General features: G+C 62.0%; 24 protein-coding genes and 1 tRNA gene. 7 read left to right on the forward strand and 18 right to left on the reverse strand.

All coding sequences use genetic code 11. The annotated features are described in order from the left end of the window. Position 1 precedes the first annotated feature (1 nt). The 4 genes from murC to NUH19_RS01875 form a co-directional block, all read right to left on the reverse strand. Complete coding sequence (gene murC / locus NUH19_RS01860) at positions 2-1,327, reverse strand: UDP-N-acetylmuramate--L-alanine ligase (RefSeq protein ID WP_262314849.1); 1,326 nt, start codon at positions 1,325-1,327, stop codon at positions 2-4. Positions 1,328-1,353: 26 nt separating this feature from the next. After that, on the reverse strand, positions 1,354-3,918 hold the full coding sequence (locus NUH19_RS13220) for a DNA translocase FtsK (RefSeq protein WP_262314850.1): 2,565 nt from the start codon (positions 3,916-3,918) through the stop codon (positions 1,354-1,356). Positions 3,919-4,014: 96 nt separating this feature from the next. Then, a complete protein-coding gene (gene ytpR, locus NUH19_RS01870) occupies positions 4,015-4,653 on the reverse strand; it encodes a YtpR family tRNA-binding protein (RefSeq protein ID WP_262314851.1) in 639 nt (212 codons plus the stop codon). A 20-nt stretch (positions 4,654-4,673) separates the two neighbouring features. After that, a complete protein-coding gene (locus NUH19_RS01875) occupies positions 4,674-4,994 on the reverse strand; it encodes a thioredoxin family protein (protein ID WP_262314852.1) in 321 nt (106 codons plus the stop codon). Between the two features lie 120 nt (positions 4,995-5,114). Between NUH19_RS01875 and NUH19_RS01880 the strand changes: the two genes are divergently transcribed. Then, positions 5,115-5,420 (forward strand): hypothetical protein, encoded by a 306-nt coding sequence (locus tag NUH19_RS01880; RefSeq protein ID WP_262314853.1) that lies wholly within the window; start codon positions 5,115-5,117, stop codon positions 5,418-5,420. Here the strand turns inward: NUH19_RS01880 and trmB are convergent. The 4 genes from trmB to NUH19_RS01900 all read right to left on the reverse strand — a co-directional run bounded on the left by trmB (position 5,407) and on the right by NUH19_RS01900 (position 8,967). Further along, a complete protein-coding gene (trmB, locus tag NUH19_RS01885) occupies positions 5,407-6,054 on the reverse strand; it encodes a tRNA (guanosine(46)-N7)-methyltransferase TrmB (RefSeq protein ID WP_262314854.1) in 648 nt (215 codons plus the stop codon). The genes NUH19_RS01880 and trmB overlap by 14 nt on opposite strands. A gap of 60 nt (positions 6,055-6,114) precedes the next feature. Then, the gene (locus NUH19_RS01890; protein WP_262314855.1) at positions 6,115-6,888 is read right to left on the reverse strand and encodes a phosphotransferase family protein; all 774 of its coding nucleotides are present in this window, start codon (positions 6,886-6,888) and stop codon (positions 6,115-6,117) included. Positions 6,889-7,028: 140 nt separating this feature from the next. Next, a complete protein-coding gene (locus tag NUH19_RS01895; RefSeq protein WP_262314856.1) occupies positions 7,029-8,237 on the reverse strand; it encodes an ABC transporter permease in 1,209 nt (402 codons plus the stop codon). Further along, the gene (locus tag NUH19_RS01900) at positions 8,230-8,967 is read right to left on the reverse strand and encodes an ABC transporter ATP-binding protein (RefSeq protein ID WP_262314857.1); all 738 of its coding nucleotides are present in this window, start codon (positions 8,965-8,967) and stop codon (positions 8,230-8,232) included. Before NUH19_RS01900 ends, NUH19_RS01895 begins: the two co-directional genes overlap by 8 nt. Before the next feature lie 102 nt (positions 8,968-9,069). Here NUH19_RS01900 and NUH19_RS01905 point away from each other — a divergent pair, with 102 nt between their 5' ends. From NUH19_RS01905 to NUH19_RS01915, 3 genes are all read left to right on the forward strand, one after another. Then, positions 9,070-9,498: an HIT family protein gene (locus NUH19_RS01905; protein WP_262314858.1), complete on the forward strand. Its 429-nt coding sequence runs from the start codon at positions 9,070-9,072 to the stop codon at positions 9,496-9,498. A 1-nt stretch (position 9,499) separates the two neighbouring features. Beyond that, a complete protein-coding gene (locus NUH19_RS01910) occupies positions 9,500-9,856 on the forward strand; it encodes a YtxH domain-containing protein (protein ID WP_262314859.1) in 357 nt (118 codons plus the stop codon). A gap of 84 nt (positions 9,857-9,940) precedes the next feature. Continuing rightward, positions 9,941-10,858 (forward strand): peptidylprolyl isomerase, encoded by a 918-nt coding sequence (locus NUH19_RS01915; protein WP_262314860.1) that lies wholly within the window; start codon positions 9,941-9,943, stop codon positions 10,856-10,858. 147 nt (positions 10,859-11,005) lie between these two features. On the opposite strand, the gene NUH19_RS01920 is transcribed toward NUH19_RS01915, so the two are convergent. The 3 genes from NUH19_RS01920 to NUH19_RS01930 form a co-directional block, all read right to left on the reverse strand. Continuing rightward, positions 11,006-11,974 carry a 3'-5' exoribonuclease YhaM family protein gene (locus tag NUH19_RS01920; protein WP_262314861.1) on the reverse strand — a complete coding sequence of 323 codons (969 nt, stop codon included), beginning with the start codon at positions 11,972-11,974 and terminating at the stop codon, positions 11,006-11,008. 109 nt (positions 11,975-12,083) lie between these two features. Continuing rightward, on the reverse strand, positions 12,084-12,431 hold the full coding sequence (locus tag NUH19_RS01925; RefSeq protein ID WP_262314862.1) for a YlbF family regulator: 348 nt from the start codon (positions 12,429-12,431) through the stop codon (positions 12,084-12,086). A 36-nt stretch (positions 12,432-12,467) separates the two neighbouring features. Continuing rightward, the gene (locus NUH19_RS01930; RefSeq protein WP_420844657.1) at positions 12,468-14,546 is read right to left on the reverse strand and encodes a PBP1A family penicillin-binding protein; all 2,079 of its coding nucleotides are present in this window, start codon (positions 14,544-14,546) and stop codon (positions 12,468-12,470) included. A gap of 102 nt (positions 14,547-14,648) precedes the next feature. On the opposite strand from NUH19_RS01930, the gene NUH19_RS01935 reads away from it, so the two are divergent. Next, positions 14,649-15,488, forward strand: a complete 840-nt coding sequence (locus NUH19_RS01935; protein WP_262314863.1) for an RluA family pseudouridine synthase — start codon at positions 14,649-14,651, stop codon at positions 15,486-15,488. Between the two features lie 57 nt (positions 15,489-15,545). Here NUH19_RS01935 and NUH19_RS01940 read toward each other — a convergent pair whose 3' ends face one another. The 3 genes from NUH19_RS01940 to NUH19_RS01950 form a co-directional block, all read right to left on the reverse strand. Further along, complete coding sequence (locus tag NUH19_RS01940) at positions 15,546-15,998, reverse strand: arginine repressor (RefSeq protein ID WP_262314864.1); 453 nt, start codon at positions 15,996-15,998, stop codon at positions 15,546-15,548. 12 nt (positions 15,999-16,010) lie between these two features. After that, positions 16,011-17,693: an arginine--tRNA ligase gene (gene argS / locus NUH19_RS01945; RefSeq protein WP_262314865.1), complete on the reverse strand. Its 1,683-nt coding sequence runs from the start codon at positions 17,691-17,693 to the stop codon at positions 16,011-16,013. A 249-nt stretch (positions 17,694-17,942) separates the two neighbouring features. After that, positions 17,943-18,013 (reverse strand) — tRNA-Gly (locus NUH19_RS01950). A 154-nt stretch (positions 18,014-18,167) separates the two neighbouring features. Between NUH19_RS01950 and NUH19_RS01955 the strand changes: the two genes are divergently transcribed. Then, positions 18,168-18,554, forward strand: coding sequence for a hypothetical protein (locus NUH19_RS01955; protein ID WP_262314866.1), 387 nt, complete (start codon positions 18,168-18,170; stop codon positions 18,552-18,554). Between the two features lie 163 nt (positions 18,555-18,717). Then, positions 18,718-19,656: a dihydroorotate oxidase gene (locus NUH19_RS01960; protein ID WP_262314867.1), complete on the forward strand. Its 939-nt coding sequence runs from the start codon at positions 18,718-18,720 to the stop codon at positions 19,654-19,656. Positions 19,657-20,203: 547 nt separating this feature from the next. Here the strand turns inward: NUH19_RS01960 and sdaAA are convergent. From sdaAA to spx, 4 genes are all read right to left on the reverse strand, one after another. Next, positions 20,204-21,070, reverse strand: coding sequence for an L-serine ammonia-lyase, iron-sulfur-dependent, subunit alpha (gene sdaAA, locus NUH19_RS01965; RefSeq protein WP_262314868.1), 867 nt, complete (start codon positions 21,068-21,070; stop codon positions 20,204-20,206). Between the two features lie 9 nt (positions 21,071-21,079). Continuing rightward, complete coding sequence (sdaAB, locus tag NUH19_RS01970) at positions 21,080-21,748, reverse strand: L-serine ammonia-lyase, iron-sulfur-dependent subunit beta (protein WP_262314869.1); 669 nt, start codon at positions 21,746-21,748, stop codon at positions 21,080-21,082. Between the two features lie 146 nt (positions 21,749-21,894). Then, positions 21,895-22,578, reverse strand: coding sequence for an adaptor protein MecA (locus NUH19_RS01975; protein WP_262314870.1), 684 nt, complete (start codon positions 22,576-22,578; stop codon positions 21,895-21,897). 188 nt (positions 22,579-22,766) lie between these two features. Further along, complete coding sequence (gene spx, locus NUH19_RS01980; RefSeq protein ID WP_262314871.1) at positions 22,767-23,165, reverse strand: transcriptional regulator Spx; 399 nt, start codon at positions 23,163-23,165, stop codon at positions 22,767-22,769. Positions 23,166-23,199 lie beyond the last annotated feature (34 nt).

The raw sequence follows: 23,199 nt of genomic DNA on the forward strand, positions 1-23,199 counted from the left end.
GCTAGTTGGCCTTGGGTGAGACATCGGACAGAAGGTTTTCGAAGGCGACCTCGTATTTTTGGATGTCGCCGGCCCCCATGAAGACGAAGGCCGCGTTGTCGTAGTCCAAAAGCGGCGACATGTCGGCAAGCGCGATGACGTGGCCGCCCTGCTTGATCTTGGCGGCGAGGTCTTCGGCCGAGACGCTGCCGGACTGCTCACGCGCCGAGCTGAAAATCGGCGTGATGTACACGGCATCGGCGGCACTCAGGGTCTCGGCGAACTCGTCGAGGTAGGCGATGGTTCGCGAGAAGGTGTGCGGCTGGAAAACCGCCACGACCTGCTTGTCCGGGTACTTCTGCCGCGCGGCGTCAAGGGTCGCCTTGATCTCGCTTGGGTGATGCGCGTAGTCGTCGATGATCACGGCGTTGCCCATGGTCTTTTCGGAGAAGCGGCGCTTGACCCCGGCGAAGCTGGCCAGCTCCCGGGCGATGTAATCGGCGTCCAGCTTTTCGGTGAAGCCGACGGCGACCACGGCCAGCGCGTTCAACACGCTGTGGTCACCGAACAGCGGCACGAAGAAGTGACCGATCAGCTTGCCCTCGTGAAAGGCGTCGAAGCTCGAGCCCGTGGTGGTGCGGCTGATGTTTTTGGCCACGAAGTCGTCCGTGTCCTTTTCACCGTAGTAGTACACCGGCACATCGACGTCCAGCTTGCGCAGCCACGGATCGTCGCCCCAGGCAAAAATCGCCTTTTTGACCTGCTTGCCCTCCGCCTCGAAGGCCGAGTAAACGTCTTCGATGCCGGTGTAGTAATCCGGGTGATCGAAGTCGATGTTGGTCATGATCAGGTAATCCGGCGAGTAGGCCAGGAAGTGGCGGCGGTACTCATCGGCCTCAAAGACGAAGAACTTGGAGTCCGGCGTCCCCTTGCCGGTGCCATCGCCGATCAGGTAAGAGGTCTTGTCGATGCCGCTCAAGGTATGCGCCAAAAGCCCGGTGGTGCTGGTCTTGCCGTGAGCCCCGGCAACGCCGATGCTGGTGTAGTTGGCCAGCAGCTTGCCGAGGTACTCGTGGTAGCGGTAAAACGGCAGGCCCAGGCGCTTGGCCGCCTGCACTTCGGGATGCTCATCCGTGAAGGAGTTGCCGCAGATGATGGTATAACCCGGCTTGATGTTGGCCGGGTCGAACGGCAGCATCTCGATGCCGGCCGCGGCCAGACCGCGCTGGGTGAAGGTGTACTGGGTGATGTCGGAGCCCAGGACGTGGTGGCCCAGGTCGTGCAAGATCTCGGCTAAGGCACTCATGCCCGAGCCCTTGATGCCGATGAAGTAATCAGTTTCTGTCAAAATGTGTTCCCCTCTTACTGTGCGGATTAATCGATTGGATCCGGCAGGTCTTCCTTGTTGAAGTAGACGTCGCGCGGCTTGGAGCCGTTGGCCGGCGAGATGTAGTGGCGCATCTCCAGTTCGTCGATGAGGTTGGCGGCGCGGTTGTACCCGATGGAAAAAACGCGCTGCAGCTTCGATGTCGAAACGTTTTTCTCCCCAACCAGGTACTTCAAGACCTCGGGGAAAAGCGCGTCTTGCGCCTCAACGGCGTTGGCGTGGGCGACCAGCTTGTCGGGCATAAACAGGTACTGCGGCGCTCGCTGCTGCTTGACGAAGGCGACGACGGCCTCGATTTCGCGGTCGACGAACGTCCCCTGCAGCCGAATCGGCTGACTGGCGCCGTTGCCAAGGTATAGCATATCACCTTTGCCCAGCAAACGCTCGGCTCCGTTGTGGTCGATGATGGTCCGTGAGTCGACTTGGCTGGCCACCATGAAGGCAATGCGGGTCGGAATGTTGTTCTTGATGGTCCCGGTGATCACGTCCACGGACGGCCGCTGCGTCGCGACAATCAGGTGAATCCCGGCCGCCCGGGCCTTGGCCGTGATTCGGGCGATGTAGTCTTGGAACTCCGAAGCCGCCACCATCATCAAGTCGGCCAGTTCGTCGACGATGATCACAATGTGCGGCAGCATCAGCCCAAAGTCGCCGTGAGCCGCCGCCATTTCGTTGAACTGCTTGAGGTTGCGAGCCCCGGCCGCGGCCAGCTTTTGGTAGCGTTCCTCCATCTCGTCGACCGCCCACTTCAGGGCCGCGCTGGCGGCCTTGGGATCGGACACCACCGGCGAGACCAGGTGGGGCAGCCCGTTGTAGACGGCAAGCTCCACCGCCTTGGGGTCGATCAAAAGCAGCCGCACTTGCTGTGGCGTCGCCTTGTACAACAGCGACGTCAAAAGCGAGTTGATGAACACGGACTTCCCGGAACCGGTGGCCCCGGCGATCAGCCCGTGCGGCATTTTGTCCAGCGTGGTGACCTGAGGCTGGCCGAACAAGTCAACCCCAAGCGCCACCGTCAAAGGCGACGCCGCGTCTTGGAACTGCGGCGAGTTCAGGACCTCCTTGAGCATCACCGGCCGCGGGTGCAGGTTGGGAATTTCGATGCCAACCGTCGATTTGCCGGGAATCGGCGCCTCGATGCGAATGTCCTTGGCGGCCAAGGCGAGCTTCAAGTCATCGGTCAAGTTGGTGATCTTGTTGACCTTGACCCCGGGCTCAAGCGCGACTTGAAACTGCGTCACGGTCGGCCCGACGGTGTGGGCCACCGTATGCGCCTCAACGTGAAAAGCGCTCAGCGTCTCGTCCAGCTGGGCCGCCTTAGCCGTAACCCAGCCCTCAAGCGCCGCGTGGTCCTCCACCACCGGATCGGCCAGCAGGCTCAGCGGCGGCATCTGGTATGGCGCTTGCGCCGCCTCGCCGGCCGCGGCCGCCTGCGGGTGAGACGGCGTGGATTGTGGCGACTGTGCGGCCGCAGTCGTTGACGGCGCGGCCGCGGGGTGTGACTCAGGCTGCGGGTGAGACGGCGAATCGGGCTGCGGATTGGCCTCGTGCGACGTCACTGCGGCCGCACTTGGCGGCAGCGTGGCGACGTCGGCTGCCGCGTCTTCCGGGGAAGCCGACGGTCGTCCGGCGGCCGTGGCCGCTGACGGCGCTTGGTCAGGGTCAGTGACAGGTCTCTGGGCCTGAACCGGGGTGCCCACCGGCGACGTCAGCGGTTGAAAGGCCGGTGCTCCCGCCGGCCGCTCACGCGCTGGGCCAGCGGCCGCCTGGCCCTTTTTGGCCGCTTTCTTGGCCTTCAGGTAGTCACGAACGGAATTCCGCACGGCATAGGGATTCGGCAGCTTGGACGGCCGCTGCAGTGGGTGCTCACGCCGCTCCGACTTCAGCTCCGGATCAGTGGGCAGCGGCTGACCCGCCGCAAGCAGCTCGGTCACCGTTGCGGTCACCGGCGTTTCGGCTGCCGGCGTTTCGGCTGCCGGCGTTTCGGCTGCCGGCGTTTCGGCTGCCGGCGTTTCGGCTGCCGGCGTTTCGGCTGCCGGCGTTTCGGCTGCCGGCGTTTCGGCTGCCGGCGTCGCCGCCACCACGGTGGCTGGCGACGCGGTTGGCGCGGCCTCCCCTACCGCAACGGTGGCCGGCTGCGTGGTCACCGCCGCTTGCCCGGCCGCAGGTGAGGCGACTGGGGCGGCGGTGCCAGTGTCTGTCAGCGCGTCAACCGTTGCAACGGCCGCACCGGCCACAGGGGCGGCCGGAATGGTCGCAGCTGCGGCGGCGGTTTCAATCAGAAACAGGTCGGCCGCGGTCGGCCGCAGCGTCGTCACGATGGCGGCGTAGTCGATTGCCGGCCGCTTGGTGCGGTGGTGGCTTTTGGGCACCGCAATCAGGGCCGCCAAGGGGTCAATCGAATGGCGCCCCGCCGTCCCTGCCGGCTCGCTTGCCGCCGCCGTTGTGGTCTGATGCGGTTTCGGCTCCCGTTGCATGCGCTTGGGCAGCGGATACGCCGGCTCAATTTTTTGTGGTTCCCGGTTGAACGCCGGACCGTCGTAGTGCGGCATCTCATCAACTCCCATTTTCACTAATGACCCAATTTTAACATAGGTTGCCCGGCCCCAATCAAAAAACCGCCGAAACCAGTCGGCGGTATGGTGGAACTAGTGCTGCTGCGCGGCGACGACCTGCGCAGCCAGCGCCGCGTCGTACGGGGTGCCGGCGGCCAAGTCGTCGGGCATAATCAAGATGCCACGCTGAGTCGGCGCCCCGGGAATCGCAAGCTCACGGGCGGCGCAAAGCATCCCGGCTGAGGCCACCCCGCGCAGCTCGCCGGGCCAGATCAGCTTGCCGTCCGGCATCATGGTGCCAGGCAGCGCCGCAACCACGGTTTGTCCAAGCGCAGCATTCGGGGCCCCGCACACAATCTGCTCGGTGCGGTCGCCCAGGTCCACCTGCGTGATGTGCAGGTGGTCGGAATCCGGGTGCGGCTCAAAGCCGACAATCTTGCCGATCACCAGGTGCGAGCCGTCGACCGCGAGCGTGCCCTCGAGCCCCGCCTGTTGCAGTGCCTCATTCAGCGCCGCAACCTGCGCTTCGGTCAGGAAAACCTGACCGGCTTGGGCGAGCGGTCCAACCCACTGACTGGCGTGGAAAAAATTGAAGCCCAAGGCCGCGCCCGTTTCATCGTAAATGCCCACGATGTCCTCGGCCGTCCGGGTGGTTTGCGCCGCGGTGTCCGGGCCAAGCACGGCCACGAGGGTGTCGCCCCACGCCAACTGGTTCACACTGGTGATCAACATTAGTGTCGTTTCCTCCTTAATTAAGCCGGCAGGCCGTTGATGAACGTCTCAACTTCCTGGCGGGTCTTGCGGTCGCCGTTGACGAAGCGGCCGATTTCCTTGCCGTCTTCGAGGGCGATGAAGCTTGGGATGCCCATGACGCCCTTGTCCTGGGCGATGTCGATGTTCTCGTCGCGGTCGACGTAGATGAACTGGTAATCCGGGTACTCGGCCTCAATCGCCGGCATCGCCGGCTTGATGAAGGTGCAATCCGGGCACCAGTCGGCGCTGAAGAACAGCATCTTCTTGCCGGCGGCGTTGGCCGCGGCCAGAATCTTCTCGTTGGAATCAAATTTTTGCATAGTCCTCGTCCTTTCACTTACGTTTTACAAGTGAATCATACACGATTTCGGCGCGTTTGACAATGCAGCCAGTGTACTTCTGGATTATAATTAGTGCAACCACAGAAAAGAGGGACTCACATGGCCAAACGTCTGCATTACGTCGCGGCCGCCGCGCTGGTGGCCACCGCCGCCAGCTTCGCGACGACCCGCGCTTACGCCTATTACTGGCACCACTTTCTGCCCAACCGCCTGTTCAAACAAGTCAGTGCGCAGATCGCCGATTCGACCACGCGAACCGGCGGCTGGATCAACATGACGCCGGACGCCGGCTGGGTGGCAGACCACCTGGTGGCCACCTACCGCGGCGGCATCACCACCGCCAACAACACCTTCGCCTTCACCGTCAGTCAATCCGGTGAGCTGCTGTCGCTCAAGCGTTCTTGAAGTGTGCGACCAGCTCGTGGATGCGGCCGCCCTTGGCCGAGAACTTGTGCTCGTACTCGGTTTCGACGTTGGCGACGATGCGCGGATCCTGATGCACGTCAAGCGCCACTAAGTCGAACTGCATGCCGAAGTTGTTCATGCTGACCAGCGAGTACTCGAAGAACCCCTGGTTGTCGGTTTTGAACTGAAGACTGCCACCTGGCGCCATGATCGCCTGGTACTGCGCCAAGAAGCTGGCGTAGGTCAGGCGTCTTTTGACGTGCTTGGACTTCGGCCAGGGATCGGAGAAGTTCAAGAAGACGCCGGCGACCTCGGCCGGGGCGAAGTAATCGGTCAGATCCGCGCCGTCGCCCAGAATCAACTGCAGGTTGGGCAGCTTCAGCTCGACTTGCTTGCGCAGGATGTAGGCGATCGCCACCTCCTGAATCTCCAAGGCGATGAAGTTCTGATCGGGATGGGCCTGGGCCATGTCCGTGATGAACTTGCCCTTGCCGGAGCCCACTTCGAGAAAAAGCGGCTGGCTAACCGCAAACTTGGCCTGCCACTTGCCCGGCATCCCAACGGGGGCGACGGTGATGTACTCGGGATGCGCCGCAATCAGCGGGGCTGCCCAAGGCTTGTTTCGTAAACGCATGATGTCCTCCAGTCTGAACATAAGAGACGGGCTGTGCCGAGACGACACAGCCCGCGAGTTTCATTTGGCCACCAGCTGCGATAACTGCAGCAAGGCGCGATTCATTTCGGTGTAGCGCTGCTTTTCGTAGTTGCGCTTGATCTCGTTGAGCAGGTGCAGCTGCCCGTACCACTCGATGCGAGCCAGCAGGTCGGCCGACAGCGGCGTGCCGTACGCGGCCAGCCACGCCCCCCACTCGGCGCGAGGCACGTAATTGATCAGCACCACCGAGAGGTCAAAGGCGATGTCACCCAGGCTGGCTTGGTCCCAGTCGACCAAGTAGAGCTTCTCGGCGTCCGACAAAAGCCAGTTCTTGTGGTTGAGATCGCCGTGGCAGACCCACAGGGTCCGGGGCCGCGGCGGCAACTGGCGCAGGCGCTTGGACACGTCCAGCACCAAGGGATGCTTGCGCAACGCCTGGGGCAGGTCCGCGACGTACTGGGCGCGAAGCTGCTCGGGCGTTTGGGTCAGGCCGCCGACTTTTTGAAGCATGCGCTTGAGCAGCGTCGAGCGGTGAACCTTGGCCAACAGCCCTGCCACCATCGGGGTATTCATCTGCTCGCGGGTCAGGGTGCGGCCGTTGAGCCACTCCTGCGCCGTCAGCACATCGCCGGTTGAAATGCGTTTGGTCCAAATCAGTTTGGGCGTGATGCCCTCAACGGATAAGGCCGCCAAGAAGGGGGACGCATTGCGTTTTAAAAAGAATTTCTCGTGGGCAAAAACGCCCATAAAGGCCCCGCCGGTGGTGCCGCCAACTGGCTGCAGCGACCACCCGGGCTCTAAATCTAGATCCATAGGCTTCTCCTTGGTTCGAGTGCCGCAGGACTGGCCTACTCGCGGCGCAGAATGCGTATCCCGACAAGAGTCGTTTGACTAATTTCCTACAATAATCTTACACGAATAACGCCCGACGTCAAGGCGTTTCGCGCGAAAAGCTAGCGCGGTTGCTTGCCCAGGCGCAGCGGCACGTACCACACCGCAAAGGCAACGGCCAAGGCCGCGCCGCCGCCAAGCGCCACCCCGGCGGCGGCCAAGCGCCCAAGCGCCAGCAGCCCGAGGCTTTGGCCCACCGCCAGCAGTAGCAACACGCCAAGCGTCAGGTGGCCAAACGCCGCGGCCTTTGCCGCCTGGCCGACCGGGTACAGGTGGGTGAACACGATGTCGTCTGAGGCCTTGGCCAAAGGCAGCAGCTGAAAGCCGACCAGGTAGACGAACAGCGCGGCCAAAAGCGCCACCAGCCACAGCGGCTTGGCCAAGGTCAGCACCACGGCGCCGATCACCCACAGCCGCACCACTAGCCCCGAGAACTCGGTGCGGCGCAGAAACCCGCGCAGGTAGAGAAACCCCCAGGTGTGGGCATGCGTCTTGGGCACCAGGCGCAACAGGCTGTCGAGGTAGCGGCGGCGGCGAACCCCGCCGCCCAACCCCGGCACGTCGGTGAAGAGGTTGTAGAAGCGGTACAGCCGCCCCTGCCGCCGCTCCTCAAAGCCGATCAGCGAAAGCCAGTTCAAACCGGCGGCATCGAAGTGATCGCCGATCTGCCAGCGCAGCGTCAAGTCGAGAATCAGCGCCACCGCGGCGGTAATCACCGGGTGCAGCCACAGCCCGGCGCAACTGGCCACAAAGGCGAGGGCCAAAAGCAGCCAGCGGTTCGCCCAGCGTGGCAAAAAGGCGGGGTAAAAGCGCAGCAGCTGCAGCCACAGATCCACATCCTTGAAGGCCCAAAGCGCCAGGGCCAACAACCCCGCCCCCACGAGCGGCTCAAGTCCCAGCACCTGAAGCATCGGCGCGGTGGCCACCGCGGCCAGTGCCAAAACCGCCAGTGGCAACAGCAGACTGTAGCGCCGCGCCTTCAACAGCAGCTTGGCGAACGCACCGGTTTGCGGCAGCAGGAAGGTCGCGTCGGCGGCCTGGGCCAAAGACGCCAGGCTACCCAGACTCAGCAGGCCGCTGAGAATCAGGGCCAGCAAGGGCCGCAGCCACCAGGTCACCGCCAGCGTCTTGACCAGCTGCGAGTAGCCGTAAAGCAGCGCCCCGGCCAGAATCACCAGCACCAAGACGAAGTGGTCGTTGAAGACGAACTGCAGGTACTTGAATTGCGTTTTTTGATGCCGGCGCAACCGGCCGCGCCACAGTTCACCCATTGCTTGCCTCTTTCGTCATCGCCATGTACAGGTCGTCCAGGCTGGCCCCTGGCATGCCAAAGGCCTGTTGCAGCGCGGCCTTGCTGCCGCTGGCGCGAACCTGGCCGTCCTTAAGCAGCACGAAGGCATCCGCGTGCTGCTCGGCCGTGGCCAAAATGTGCGTCGACATCAAAACCGCCCCGCCGGCCGCCTTCCGCGCCGCCACCAGGTCCAAGAGGTCGTGAACCGCCAGCGGGTCCAGGCCGGTGAAGGGCTCATCGATGATGGTCAGCTTGGCCTCGGCCATGAAGGCGGCGACGATCATCACCTTTTGCTTCATGCCCTTGGAGAACTTGGCCGGGAACCAATCCAGCTTGTTGGCCAGGCGAAACTTCGCCAGCATCGCGTCGGCCCGAGGCCAGGCCGCCGCCTGCTCCAGGTCGTAAGCCATCATGGTCAGCTCCAAGTGTTCGCGCAGCGTCAGCTCCGGGTACAACACCGGCGTCTCCGGCACGTAGGCGATGGCGCGGCGGTAGGCATCCGCGTCCTGCGCCAGGGTCGTGTCGTCGATCGCGATGCTGCCGCCGGTCGGGGTCAAAAGCCCGATGATATGCTTGATGGTGGTGGACTTCCCAGCCCCGTTCAGGCCGATCAGCCCGACAATCTGGCCATCCGGGACGGTGAAGCTCAGGTGCTTGAGGACTGGAAGGTTGCCGTAGCCACCAGTCACGTCTGTCAGCGTTAAGGTCATGTGTGAACCTGCTTTCGTCTGTGATTTCGGTTACTTTTATGATAGCATGAAATCAAATCAAATTCTCACTCAGCCAGTGATTCGAGGAAAAGAGGAAAACGCATGTCAGATTGCATTTTTTGTAAAATCATCGCGGGCGAAATTCCCAGCGTGAAGGTCTACGAAGACGACACCGTCCTGGCGTTCCTGGACATCAGCCAGGCCACCCCGGGCCACACCCTGGTGGTGCCCAAGGTTCACGTGCCGGATCTGTTCGCCTACGACGCCGACCTGGCCGCCGCGGTGTTCGCCCGCCTGCCCAAGATTGCCCGGGCGATCAAGGCCAGCGACCCGCGGATCGAGGGGCTGAACGTCCTCAACAACAACGGCGAGGTCGCCTACCAAAGCGTCTTTCACTCCCATATTCACCTGATTCCGCGCTACTCGACCGCCGATGACTTCAGCATTCACTTCGGCGACCACACCCAGGATTACACGCCGGCGCAGCTCGAGGCTGTCGCCGCCGGCATCCGCGCAAAGGTTGGTGCGTGAGATGAAATTCACAACGGGATTCTTACTCGGCGTCGCCACCGGCACCTTGTACGGGCTGTTGACGGCCAAGAAAACGGGGCCGGATCGCCAGCAGGCCATCGCCGGCTACGTCGATGACGTCACTGGGGCAACCGACGCGGTGGCCACCGCCGTCACCCGCCTGGGCAAGGCGGCAACGGCGCTTCAGGCCACGATTCACACCACGCTTGAGCCCAACGTGGCGGCAATTGAGGACGCGGTGACCGACTTTGGCTTTCAGACCGAAGCCCACACCCAGGCCCTGGAGGAGCACCTGACCACCATCGCCGACACCTTGGAAAAAGCGGTGCCGGATGCGGATGCCGCCGGCCAAATTTGAAGCTTCTGTGAAAAAAGCCCACGTTTTGGGCGTTTGTGTTATAGTTGAAACCGTGCAAAATCAAAACATATAGGATGTGTCATGATGAAAAAATGGATCGCCGGCTTAGCTGGCTTAGTTCTGGCAGCGGCCTTGGCGGGCTGCTCAAGCGGCAGCGCAACGGTTGCCAACATGAAAGGCGCCAAGATCACCAAGGACGAGTACTACGAGAAGATGAAGACTTCTAGCGATGGCGGGGAAGCGACCCTCCGGAACATGATCGTCCAAAAGGCCCTGGAGCAGCAGTACGGCAAGAAGGTCACGACCAAGCAGGTCAACGCCCAGTACAACAAGGTCAAGAAGTCCTACGAGGCCCAGGGCCAAGACTTCGCCGCCGCGCTGACGCAGGCCAGCTTGACCACCAAGTCCTTCAAGGATCAGATCAAGACCTCCCTGCTGTCCGAAGTTGCGCTCAAGGACCTCAAGAAGCCGACCCAAAAGCAGCTGGACAAGCAGTACAAGGCTTACTACCCGAAGATCACCGTTCAGCACATCCTGGTCGCCAAGAAGTCCAAGGCCACCGAGATCATCAACCTGCTGAAGAAGAAGAACACCACCGCTTACTTCTCCACCTTGGCCAAGAAGTACTCCACGGATACCGGGACCGCGTCCAACGGCGGCAAGCTGACCGCCTTTGACAACACCGACACCCAGCTGGATGCGACCTTCAAGGCGGCGGCCATCAAGCTCAAGACCGGCGAGTACACCACCACCCCGGTCAAGACGACTTACGGCTACCACATCATCCGCGCCATCAAGGCCCCGAAGAAGGGTTCCGAAGCCAGCCTGAAGAAGACGCTGACCAAGCAGCTTTACACCACTTGGCAAAGCGACGAAACCGTCATGACCGGCATCATCAAGAAGGTTCTGGTCAAGGCCAAGGTCAACATCAAAGACAGCGACCTGAAGAACGTGCTCTCCACGTACCTGAGCAACTCTTCCTCCGCGGCTGCCTCCAACTAAGCAAGCTGAACCCCATCCCCGCGATGGGGTTTTTGTTTGCCCCAACTGACCCGGTGACGCCAAAAAGGCCCCGTTCGCTGCCTGAGGACGCTGCCAATCATCAGACGATTGGCGGGTCTTCAGAAGCGACCGGGGCTTGGCTTGATTTTAGTGCGGGTCCGGGTAAGTCTGCCCGTTGGTCGGGCGGTAGAAGCGGCGGTTATCCATGCCGAACAGCCGCTCGGAGAAGGTGCCGGGCTCCACGTGCTGGTAGACCGTGGTCATCATGTTGACACTGGCATCCAGCTCGTCGAGGTCGTGCAGGATCTGCGCCTCCAAGAGTTGCGGCCGCACCGGGCTGCCGTACTCCAGCAGGCCGTGATGGGCCAAAATCATGTGGCGCAACAGCACCATGTCCTCGGCGTGGATGTCGATTTTGAGCTGCGTCGCGGCCGCCACCAACGCCTCGTCGACCAGCACGATGTGGCCAATCAGGTTGCCTTCCACGGTGTACTCGGTGGCGGTGGGACCGGTGAGCTCAATGGTTTTGCCCAAGTCGTGGAGAATCGCGCCGGCGTAAAGCAGCGACTTGTTGACCGCCTTGTACTGCGCCGCCACACCCTTGGCCAGGCGCAAAATGCTCAGGGTGTGGCAGGCCAGGCCGCCGGCGAAGGCGTGGTGGTTGGACTTGGCCGCCGGGTAGGTCAAAAAGGCCTGGCGGTTGTCGGCCAACAGCTTTCTGACCACGCGGTTCCAGTTAGCGTTGGTGATCTCGAAGATGAAGTTGTTGAGCTCCTCGCCCATGTCGGCCGCGGTTTCGGGCGCCCGCTCCATGTAGGCCGCCGGGTCGTTGCCCTCCTCCTGCGTGGCCAGGCGCAGGCTGTACAGCTTGATCTGCGGGTTGTTTTGGTATAGCTCGCGCTTGCCGGTCAACAGCACGACCTCGCCCGGCTTGAACTGCTGAATATCGTCTTCGGTTGCATCCCAGAACTTGGCCGTGATGTGGCCGGACGGGTCCTGGAACGTGAACGCGATGAATTTCTTGCCGCTTTTGGCCATGCGAACGTCTGCGCCCTTGACCAGCACCGCCAGCTTGACCTCGTCGCCGTTTTGGTAATCAAAAATTTGTTTTGCCATGTCGTCACCTTTTCTTAAGCCTTGCCCTTATTCTACCAGTTCCCCGGCGCGGCCACAATTGACGGACAACGCAAAAGCGCCCGGGTCCATGAGACCCTGGCGCTTGCAATTACTGCTTGTCTTGGTACAGCTCGGCGATTGGCTGGGCAATCACCTGGTTCAGGTCATCCATCATGACGGACAGCGCCTGTTCCTTGGCCATCAGGTCCTGAATCGGCTGGATGTTTTGCATCTTTTGGCCGAGGTCTTGCAGCGGCTGAACCATCTCCTGGGTGATCTCAACGCCTTGCATCTGCTTTTGCTGCAGATCCGTCTGCAGGTCCTGGAACTGCTTGAACAGCGCGTAAGCCACCGCGTCAAGCTTGAGCATGTCGTAGGACTTCTTCAAGTCCAGGAACTGCTGGCTTTGGCGGAGATCCGCCGCCAGCTGGTTCGCCGTATCGTAAACGTTTGCCATAAGGCCCTCCTCATTGTCGCGGCCATGCCGCTTGGGTCAGTTGAACCAACCCTTGATGTCATTATACCATCCGCTGACGGTATCTTTGGCCGAATCGATGCCATTTTGAATGCCTTCTTGCAGGCTCCCCCACACGTCGCTGCCGCTGTCTGCGGCATTCGGCGTCTGCAGCGTCGCGCGGGCCTTGGCGTCCTTAGTGTCAAAGGCGGTCTTTGGCGTGTAGGGCAAAATGTTTTGCATCTGCGATTTGAACAGCGTGGCACTCGAGCTGCCAGGCGCCAGGAAGTGCTTGGCATCCGAGTTGGCAAACCCGCTCCAGGTGGCCACGACGATGTCCGGCGTGTAGCCGATCACCCAGCTGTCGTGAGTGCCAGAGCCCCAGCTGCTAGGAATCTCCACCGTGCCGGTTTTGCCGGCGATCGTGTAGCCGCTCGGGGCGGCGGCGCGACCGGTGCCATCGGCGAAGGTGCCGATCATCATGCTGGTCATTTCCTTGGCGACGCTTTTTGAGATGATGCGCTTGGTCGTCGTCTTGGTGTTGTCGACGATGGTGCGGCCGGTGGCATCCACGATACGGGTGATGAAGTGGGTGGTCGGCAGGCTGCCACCGTTGGCAAAGACGCTGTAGGCCCGGGCCATGGTCAGCGGCGAGTAGCCGCTGGCCACCCCGCCCAGCACCGTCGACAGCTGGTGTTGGTCCCCCTTTTTGAGCGTGATGCCAAAGCGCGACAGCTCGGCAACCCCCTTGTCGATGCCCAGCTGATTCATCAGCCACACCGCCGGCGCGTTGAGCGAATCGGCCAGCGCCGTGTACATCGGCACCGACCCGCGGTAGATGCCATCGACGTTGGTCGGCGTGTAGTTGTCCTTGCCGTAGCTGAGCTTCTTGTCGGTCAGCGTCGAGTCGTAGGAATAGCCGTTTTCAAGCGCCGTGGTGTAGACCATCATCGGCTTGAGCGTCGAACCCGGCGAGCGCTGCAGCTGCGTGGCGTAGTTGAAGCCCAGGTAAACGTGCGGCCCCCGCGAGCCGACCACCGCCAAGACGCCACCGGTGTTGGGGTCGACGGCCACGGAGCTGGCCTGGGCCTTGGTGCCGTCTGCGGCGTTGGCCGGGAAGTTCCAGCCGTTGTCAAAGCTCGCCTGCATCTGGGTCTGATAGGTGGTGTTCAAGGTGGTGTAGATCTTGTAGCCCTTGTTGACAATCGCGTCTTCGTCGATGCCGTACTTGTTGCGGGCCTCTTCGATGACCGAATCCACGAAGTACGGGTACTTCTGCGCGTTGTCGGTGGTGTAGGTGTCCTTGAGCGTCAGCGCCTTTTGCTTCTCCGCCGCGGCCTGCGTGGCCGTCAGCTTGCCGGTCGCTACCTCAAGGTCCAAGACCAGGTTGCGGCGGGAGACGGCGTGGTCCATGTGATCGATCGGATTGTAGTAGCTGGGGCTGCGCAGCATGGCCGCGAGCGTCGCGCCTTCGCTGGCCGACAGGGCGGAGGCCGATTTGCCGAAATAGCGCTTGGACGCGTCTTGAACCCCCCAGACGCCGTTGCCGAAGTACGCGTTGTTCAGGTACATCGCCAAAATGTCCTGCTTAGAGTACACTTTGGTTAGCTGAACCGCCAGGAAAATCTCCTGGCCCTTGCGCAGAAACGTCTGTTTTTGCGACAGCAGCGTGTTTTTGGCGAGCTGCTGGGTGATGGTGCTACCGCCGCCGGTAATTTGGCCGCGGTTGAGGACCAGCGCGACGACGGCCCGCAAGATGCCCTTGATGTCAAAACCCCAGTTGTGATAGAAGCTGCGGTCCTCGGTGGCGATCACCGCGTTTTGGACGTTGACCGAGATGTCCTTGAGGTCGACGTACGTGCCTTTTTGCCCGTACATGGTGCCGGCGAGCTTGCCGTCTTGATCGTAATAGGTGGTTCGCGTCTGCATGCTGGACTTGATCTCCTGCACATCGGCGGTTTTGGCCTTGTAGGTGAACCACGTCGACAGGCCGAGCACGGTCAGGAGCACAATCAAAATACCCCAGCGAATCAGCTGAAAGCGCCGAAACAGCCAGGCGATTGCGCCGCCTGCCTTGGCGAGGTAAGGTCGGATCGCCGACCAGAATTGCTTGAGCACACACGCGCCCCCTTTCACATAATGAGCCTATTCTAGCACAGACAAAGCCCGGCCCCGTCGTGCTTGAGGCCGATTTTTAACAATCTCAATAAAGGAGTTCCCATGCCTGTCTTTCACTTAACCGCCACCACCACCGCCCCGGCCGCCTCGGTTCGCGCCCTGCTCACCGCCTGGCGCGTCCCCAAAACCACGCGCCACGCGCTGCGGGTGGCCAAAACCGTGCGAATCGACGGGGCCTACCGCAACTTCAACGAACCCGTCGCCGCCGGTGCCAGCGTCAGCCTGACCTTGACGCCGCCGACCGCACCGCACTACCAGCTAGACCCTGGACCGCTTGAGGTGGTCTACGAGGACGCCCAGCTGCTGGTGGTGGCCAAACCCGCCGGCATGAAGCCCCACCCCAACCAGCCGGGTGAAACCGGCACCCTGATGAACCGCGTCGCCGCCTACCTGGCGCCGACGCCGGCCTACATCACCCACCGGCTGGACATGCTGACCTCCGGGTTGACCTTGATTGCCAAGGACCCGCTGACGCAGGCCATCTTGAACCAGGAGCTGGGCGACAAAACCGCGGCGCGGCGCTACGTCGCCCTGGTGCGACCGGGCCTGCCGGCCAGCGGCACCATTGAGGCGCCGATTGGGCCGGACCCCGCAGACAAGCGCAAGCGCCTGGTCACGCCAACCGGCCTACCCGCCGTCACGCACTACCGGGTGCTGGCCCGAGACGCGACGGCCTGCCGCGTTCGGCTAACGCTTGAAACCGGCCGCACCCACCAGCTGCGGGTTCACCTGGCCAGCCTCGGCTACCCGATTCTGGGCGACCCGCTGTACGGTCCGGCCACTGACGCCACGCCGCGGCTGATGCTTCACGCCGATTCGCTGAGCTTCATTCAGCCGCTGACCGACTGCCGCCGCACGGCTGAGATGCCCGTGCCGTTTTGACCCAGCCGTTGGCAAAAACGCGGCCCCTTCCGGTTTTGGAAGGGGCCGCGCTTTGCATTAGGCGAAGGCCTTTTGGTACTGCTTGTTGAACCAGATTGCGGCCTCAACGCTTGGGCTGATCACCACGATGGTGTCGTGCCCGGCGACGGTGCCGACCACCTGGGGAAACTTGATCTCATCGAGAATCGCCGCCAGCAGGTTGCCATTGCTCGGCAGGGTCTTGATCACGTTCAGGAACTCGACGCGGGTGATGCCAAGCCCCACCTCGCGGATGGAGTCGCCCAGCCGCTCGAGTTGCGACTGTGAGTCGCCGCGGTACAGCGTGTAGCGAACGGTGCCGGTCGCATCTTGGGCCTTAATCACGCGCATCTCGCGAATGTCTCGTGAGATCGTCGCCTGGGTCGCGTCGATACCGGCCTCGCGCAACGCCGTCAGCAGCTCGTCTTGGGTGCCGATGGCCTTTTGGTTGATGATTCGCGCCAGGGCCGTTTGTCGCTCCGTCTTGTTCATCGGCCCACCGCCTTACATCTCGGCCGGCGCGGCGACGCCCAACAGCGCCAGCGCGGCGGTCAACACGCTCGAGGTGGCCTTGACCATGGCGAGGCGAGCCGGCAGCTCGGCGTCGTCAACCAGCACCTTGGTGTTGGCGTAGTACTTGTTGAAGGCCTTGGCCAGCCGCAACGCGTACTTGGCCACCACCGACGGCTCGTAGGCCTTGGCCGCCCGGGCGATCACGTTCGGGTAATCGCCCAGAAGCTTCAGGACGTCCCAGGCCGAGGCGTCGGTCAAGGCGACCTCGGCGGCCGGTTTCACCGCGGTCTTGTTCAGGATGCTGTTGGCCCGGGCGTTGGTGTACTGGACGTAAGGCCCGGTTTCGCCCTCGAACCGCACGACTTCCTCGAGGTTGAAGTCGAAGCTGTCCAGCCGCTCGTTTTTGAGGTCGTGGAAAATCACGGCGCCGACACCGACCTCATGCGCGACTTGGTCGGCATTGGCGAGGTCCGGGTGCTTTTCGGCAATCTGCTGCTTGGCCAGCGCAATCGCGTCATTCAAAACCCGCTCCAGCAAAATGATGTTGCCCTTGCGCGTCGACAGCTTCTTGCCGCCGGAGGTGATCAGTCCAAACGGGATGTGGTGGATGTCATCGGCCCAGTCGTAGCCCATTTCCTTAATCACGGCCTTGAGCTGGTCGAAGTGTTCGCGCTGCTCGCCACCGACCACGTACAAAGACTGCACGAAGTCGTACTGCTGGTGGCGGTAAAACGCCGCGGCGAGGTCGCGGGTCATGTAAAGCGTCGCGCCGTCGGACTTCTTGATCAAAGCTGGGTTCAGGTCGTAGGCGCTGAGGTCGACGATTTCGGCGCCTTGGCTCTCCTTGAGCAGGTGCTTGTCTTCAAGCTCTTGCACCACGCCGTCCATCTTGTCGTTGTAGAAGGCCTCGCCGTTGAACGAGTCAAAGGACACACCGAGCATATCGTAGATGCGGGTGAATTCCTTGAGTGATTCGTCGCGGAACCACTGCCACAAGGCGTGGACCTCCGGATCGCCGTCTTCAAGCTGCTTGAACACCGCCCGGGCCTGGTCGTCCAGGCTCGGGTCTTTTTCGGCCTCCTCGTGAAACTGCACGTAGTACTGAACCAGGTAGTGGATCGGGTCCTTTTTGACGTCGGCCTCGGCGCCCCACTTGCGGTAGGCCACGATCAACTTGCCGAACTGAGTCCCCCAGTCGCCGAGGTGGTTGATCTTGATCGGGCTGTAGCCGACCTTGGTCAGGATGTTGGCCAAGGCGTTACCGATCACGGTCGAGCGCAGGTGCCCCATGCTCATCGGCTTGGCGATGTTGGGGCTGCTCATGTCGATCGGCACGTTGCCGGCCCCCAGCTGCTGCTCGCCGTAATGGGCCGGGTCCTGGGCGATCGTGGTCAAAACGGCATGGGCGTAGCTGACCTTGTCCAAAAAGAAGTTGACGTAGCCGCCGACGGCTCGCACCTCCTGGAACGGGGTGGCGTCGATCTTGGCGGCAAGCTCCGCGGCGATCGCCTTGGGTGCCTTGTGGTACAGCTTGGCCAAGGCGAAGGTCGGAAAGGCGTAATCGCCGAGGTCCGACGTCTTGGGCGTTTCGATCGCCGCGTCGATCGTCGCGGCGTCCAGATCCGTGCCCAGCGCGGCCTGCAAGGCGGCGCTGACTGTTTGCTTAAAGTCCATGTGTTTTCCTCCTCAAAAAAAGACCCATCGCTTCCAAATTCAATTGAAAGAGACGAGTCACCCCGCGGTACCACTCTTGTTGGCGCTAAGCCCACTCGATTATTCAGATGTGCCTCAAGCGCTCGCCGCCGCGCAGGAGGGCCGCTCGCACCGACCGCGACCTCACTGGACCCCTGCCACGGCATCCTCGCTCTCAACGGCCGGGATGACCCGTGTAACAAAAAACTGGCGCCTTCGCACCAGTCCAAAAGCGGTTGACGAGAATCGAACTCGCGACGCCAGCTTGGGAAGCTGGAGTTTTACCACTAAACTACAACCGCAACAACAAGAACGAGTATACCGAACCAACCGCGCGTTTGCAAGACTTGCGCCGAAAAAAACCGGTGGCGCTGTCATTTGATTAAAGAATCTTAATAACTTGCACAGACTTTTTAACCGCGTTATAATGTTACGTAATGAAAGGATGGGACCCCCATGGTTAAGACGACCCAACGATTCTACTTTGCCGCGCGTAACGCCAAAACTGCCCACGGTTACGAGATCAACTTTGTGAACGTCCCCCACGCCCAGGCCGTTGGCGTCACCTACGAGGAAACCGTCTACTACGCCTACCGCGTCCTCGCCGATTTCCTCTTGCACCTGCCTGAAGACGCCAAGGTGAGCGACTACACGCTGCGCCAGATCCCCGAAAGCGAAGACGAGAACGTCTTTTACTCGCTGGTCAGCGCGACGCCGGACTTTGATCCCCACAAAATGACCACGCACTTCACCCTGCCCCAGGCCGGCCCGGCCGAGATTCGCCGCCAAGGCGACCGGCTGGCCCACCTGGTCGCCCACGCCCGGGACCTCGCGGCGCTGTAGCCGATTCCCGAACGTTCAATCGGGAGGCTGCCGGTTTAACGCGTCACAAACCTGATTAAACTGCGATTTTGCGGTGCCGGTTCGGCTTTTACTAGTCAAGCCGGCTTTTTTGTGCTTTAATGACGGGTAATGGACCTGTCAACCCACCCAAAGGAGCGATATCGTGGTCAACTTACACACATCGATTGGAAGCTTTCAGTTCAACAACGTTTTGATGAACGCCAGCGGGGTGCATTGCATGACCGCCGCGGAGCTGGACGAAGTCGCCCAGAGCCCGGCCGGCACCCTGGTCACCAAAAGCGGCACCTTGCAGCCGCGTGACGGCAACCCGGCCCCCCGCTACGCTAGCCTTGAGTTAGGCTCCATCAACTCGATGGGCCTGCCCAACAAGGGCTTTCGCTACTACCTGGACTACGCGATTGCTTTTCAGGCGGCCCACCCCGACCGGCCGATTTTTCTCTCCATCGCCGGCACCGGCCCGGCCGATTACGCCGAGATGGCCGCGGTGATTCAGGCCAGCGACTTCACCGGCCTGACGGAATTCAACCTCAGCTGCCCCAATGTGCCGGGCAAGCCGCAGATTGCCTACGACCTGACCACCACCGAGCACATCCTGGACGACCTGTTCAAGGTCTTCAAGAAGCCGGCCGGCATCAAGCTACCGCCGTTCTTCGACCTCGCCCAGTTCGACGCGATGGCCGCCTTGCTGAACCGCTACCCGCTGACCTTCATCAACTCGATCAACTCGCTGGGCAACGGCCTGGCCATCGATGCCGCGACCGACACTGCGCTAATTCTGCCCAAGGGCGGCTTTGGCGGCATCGGCGGCGCCTACGCCAAGCCGATTGCGCTGGCCAACGTTCGCGCCTTCCGCCAGCGCCTGCGCGACGACATCGCGATCATCGGCACCGGCGGCGTGACCACCGGCCGCGACGTCTACGAGCTGATCTTGTGCGGCGCCAGCCTGGTGTCACTCGGCACCGTGCTGCAGGAAGAAGGCCTGCCAGCCTTCACCCGGTTGACCCAGGAGCTGGAGGCCGAAATGACCGCCAAGGGGTACGCCACGATTCAGGACTTCCAAGGGCAGCTGAAGACGCTGTAGCCACCGCATTCTCGTTGGGCCCCTGCCGGCAGCCACCGGCAGGGGCCTTTTTGGCGCCTGGCGCCAAAAAAACCGGCACAAGATTTGTGCCGGACACGCCGAAGCCACCGCGGGGGTTCACCCGCGGCAGCCTCGGTCTTTTGGTTGCTGCCTTGCGTTCTTGTGCCGTCGTCCCCGGATCATCGCATCGCTGCGCGGTATCGTGGGACAAGCCCCCTGTCAGTCGGCACCGCAGCTACCTCGCAAGCGAGTAGGCACCGGACTGTGCGGCAGGCGGATGGTGGTCCACACCCTGGTGGTCGGTCCCAATCGGAGGGGACCGTTGCACGAAAACGTCGACGTTGTTGCCTGGTACGGCATGGCATGGGTGGGGTACTGGGAATGCTTATGTCCCGGACCGTTCCCCATAGACAGTAGAGTTGCAAGCGCCGCGGCCGCGGCGTTTTCCCTGCCCGTTGACAATCATCTGATTATAATGTAAGCCCTGCCAAGGCAGCTGTCAAATCTTAAGCTCGCAAGCCGGCACGACTGACCAGCATCCAACCGGCTAATCCCCAAAAATCTGGTGGCGCAGCTTCTGGCCGGTCGGCGTTGCGGCCAGGCCGCCTTCCGCGGTTTCCTTGAACACCGACGGCATCAGCCGGCCGACTTGATCCATTGCCGCGATCACCTCGTCTGGGGGGATCACCGAGCGCATCCCGGCCAAGGCCATGTCGGCGCTGACGAAGGCCTGGCTGGCCCCCATCGCGTTGCGCTTGACGCAAGGCACCTCGACCAGCCCGGCCACCGGGTCGCAGACCAGCCCCATCAGGTTGGCCAAAGACATCGCCACCGCCTGGGCGGCCATGTCGGCGGTACCGCCCTTGGCGCAGACCAGGGCCGCGGCGGCCATCGCGCTGGCGGAGCCGACCTCGGCCTGACACCCACCTTCCGCCCCGGCAATGCCGGCGTTGTTGGCAATCACCAACCCGAAGGCGCCGGCGGTGAACAGAAAGTCGATCTGCTGCTCTCGGGTCAGCGCAAGCTTTTTGGTCACCGCCACCAGGCAGCCGGCCACCACGCCGGCGCTGCCGGCGGTTGGCGTGGCGCAGATCAGGCCCATTTTGGCGTTGACCTCGTTGACGGCCACGGCGTTTTGCACCGCCTCAAGCACGGTGGCGCCGAGGAAAAAGTCGCCGTTTTCGAGGTACTGGTGCAGCCTTTTGGCGTCGCCGCCGGTCAGCCCGGTCACCGACTTCACCCCTTGAATCCCCTCGTCGATCGACTGGGCCATCACGTCGAGGTTGCGGCCCATGATAGCGCGAATCTGCGCCGGGGTGCGACCGCTGTTTTGCGCCTCGGTCGCGACCATGAAGGCGGCCACCGATGAGTAGGCCGCGCTTTGTTCGACTAACGCCTTGATTGTGTTAAACATGGCACCCTCCTACTCAAAGTACGTGACGTTGTCGACGTGCGGCAACGCGCGAATCGCCGCGGTCAGATCCGGCCTGCGGTCATCCACCTCGAGGATCATAATCGCCTTGTCGCCCTTGGCCTCGCGGGTGACGGTCATCGTGCCGATGTTCACGTTGGCCGCACTCAAGACGTTGGTCACCGCGGCGATCATCCCCGGCACGTCCTGGTGAACGGTGACGAAGGTCGGCGTCCCCATCGCCAGTGTGATCTTGAAGCCGTTGATTTCGGAAATCTGAATGTTGCCACCGCCGATCGACACCCCGAGGACGGACAGCTGGCGACTGCCCTTCTTCAAAATAATCCGCGCGGTGTTCGGGTGGTCGACCTTGTCGCTTTTGGGCACGAAGGTCACCTTGATCCCCGCTTCATGGGCCAGCCGCAGCGAGTCGGGCAGCCGCCGGTCGTCCGGATCCATGCCCAAGAGGCCGCCGACCAGCGCGATGTCGGTGCCGTGGCCGCGGTAGGTTTTGGCGAAGGACTCGTAGAGGTAGATGTCGACGCGTTCCGGTTGCTCGCCGAAAATGTTACGCACCACCTTCCCAATCCTGGCGGCGCCGGCGGTGTGCGAGGAGCTGGGCCCCACCATCACCGGCCCGATAATGTCAAACACGCTGTGAAACCGGACTTCTTTTGCCATGTTCGTCTTCCTTTATTCGACCAATCGCTGGCCGCGAATACGCCGCCATCGCGGCGCCGCCTTCATCTAACCATTTTGGCAAGGCGGCGTCAACCGTCAGCACCGCGTCAAAAAAAAGCGGCGAATCAACGATTCGCCGCGGGTGATTACTTGAAGTAGTACCGACCGGTTTCCAAGGCGCTGGTCGGCATCAAAAGCTCGCCGTACTCGGACAACACGGCGCTTGAAATCGCGACCTTGTCGCCGTACTCCAGGGCCACCGCGATCTGATCCTTGGCGTCTTCCGGCGTGACGTGGTTGGGGTAGAAGGTCAACACGAGGTAGTAGTGGTGATTGTAGCTGTAAAGGTCGCTTGACGCGCCCTCGAGCCGCAGTGCCTGCGCCAGGCCGATGAAGGCCTCAAAGTCGCCGAGCTCAAGCACCAGCTCCTCTTTGCCCTCGTCGTTGACCGAGATGTAGCTACCTTCGTCCGAGGCGTCCTCGTCGGCGGTGTCCAGCTGGTTGAGCTGCGAGCGGATGAAGTCCGGCACCCCGATATCCGTATCCGGTGCATCTTCGGTCTGGTCGTCCGCACCGTCGTCGTCCGCATCTTGCTGCGAGCGGCTGATCAGAAGCTCCAGCCCGGACTGGCTTGGCATCACCTGGAAGGTGACCGCCGCGTCGGTGGAGAAGCTGTGGTCTTGGTCGACCTCGTCCAGAATACCGTAGAAGAAGTTTTCGATCTGCTTGTGGTTGCCGAGCAGGTCCAAAACCGTGATGCCGCGTTCGGCAAGGTCCTCGTTGCCCAGTAAGACGCGAATCGTGTTGTCGTTGATGCGTTCCATTTCCATATGATTGCACCTCACTTTGCCAGCAAATATGGTGACTGTGAAAGTCCCATCGCTTGGACATTCTACGCGTCCCCCTGCCAGAATGCAAGCATCCCACTGACTAAATACAAGTGTCTGCGCCAGGCGGCCACTCCGACCGCACCAAAACAGCACCGACGGCGGCCGGTGCTGTTAACGGGGACATGTGGCTAAAAACCGGCGAGCAGCTGCGCTTGCTGCAGCTCGACGGCGCGAACCTCGCGCGGCAGGAAGCGGCGCATCTCGTCTTCATTGAAGCCCACCTGCAGCCGCTTTTCATCCATGATGATCGGCCGCCGCAGCAGCCCGGGATGCGCGACCACCAGCGCGATTAGTTGGTTGGTGGTCAAAGACTCGAGATCGAGGTTCAGCTCCATGAACGTCTTGGACCTAGTTGAGATGATCTCGGCGGTGCCTTCTTCGGTCATCGCCATGATCCGCTTGAGTTCTTCCGGCTGCAGCGGATCCGCCACCACGTTGCGTTCCTGATAGGCAATGTGCCGGGCGTTCAGCCACAGCCGCGCCTTGCGACAGGACGTGCAACTCGGGGATGTGAATAACAGGATCATAGCTATCGCTCCAATCTGTGCGGGTCGAATCCAA

Source organism: Lacticaseibacillus parakribbianus (assembly GCF_025490915.1).
GTDB lineage: Bacteria > Bacillota > Bacilli > Lactobacillales > Lactobacillaceae > Lacticaseibacillus > Lacticaseibacillus parakribbianus.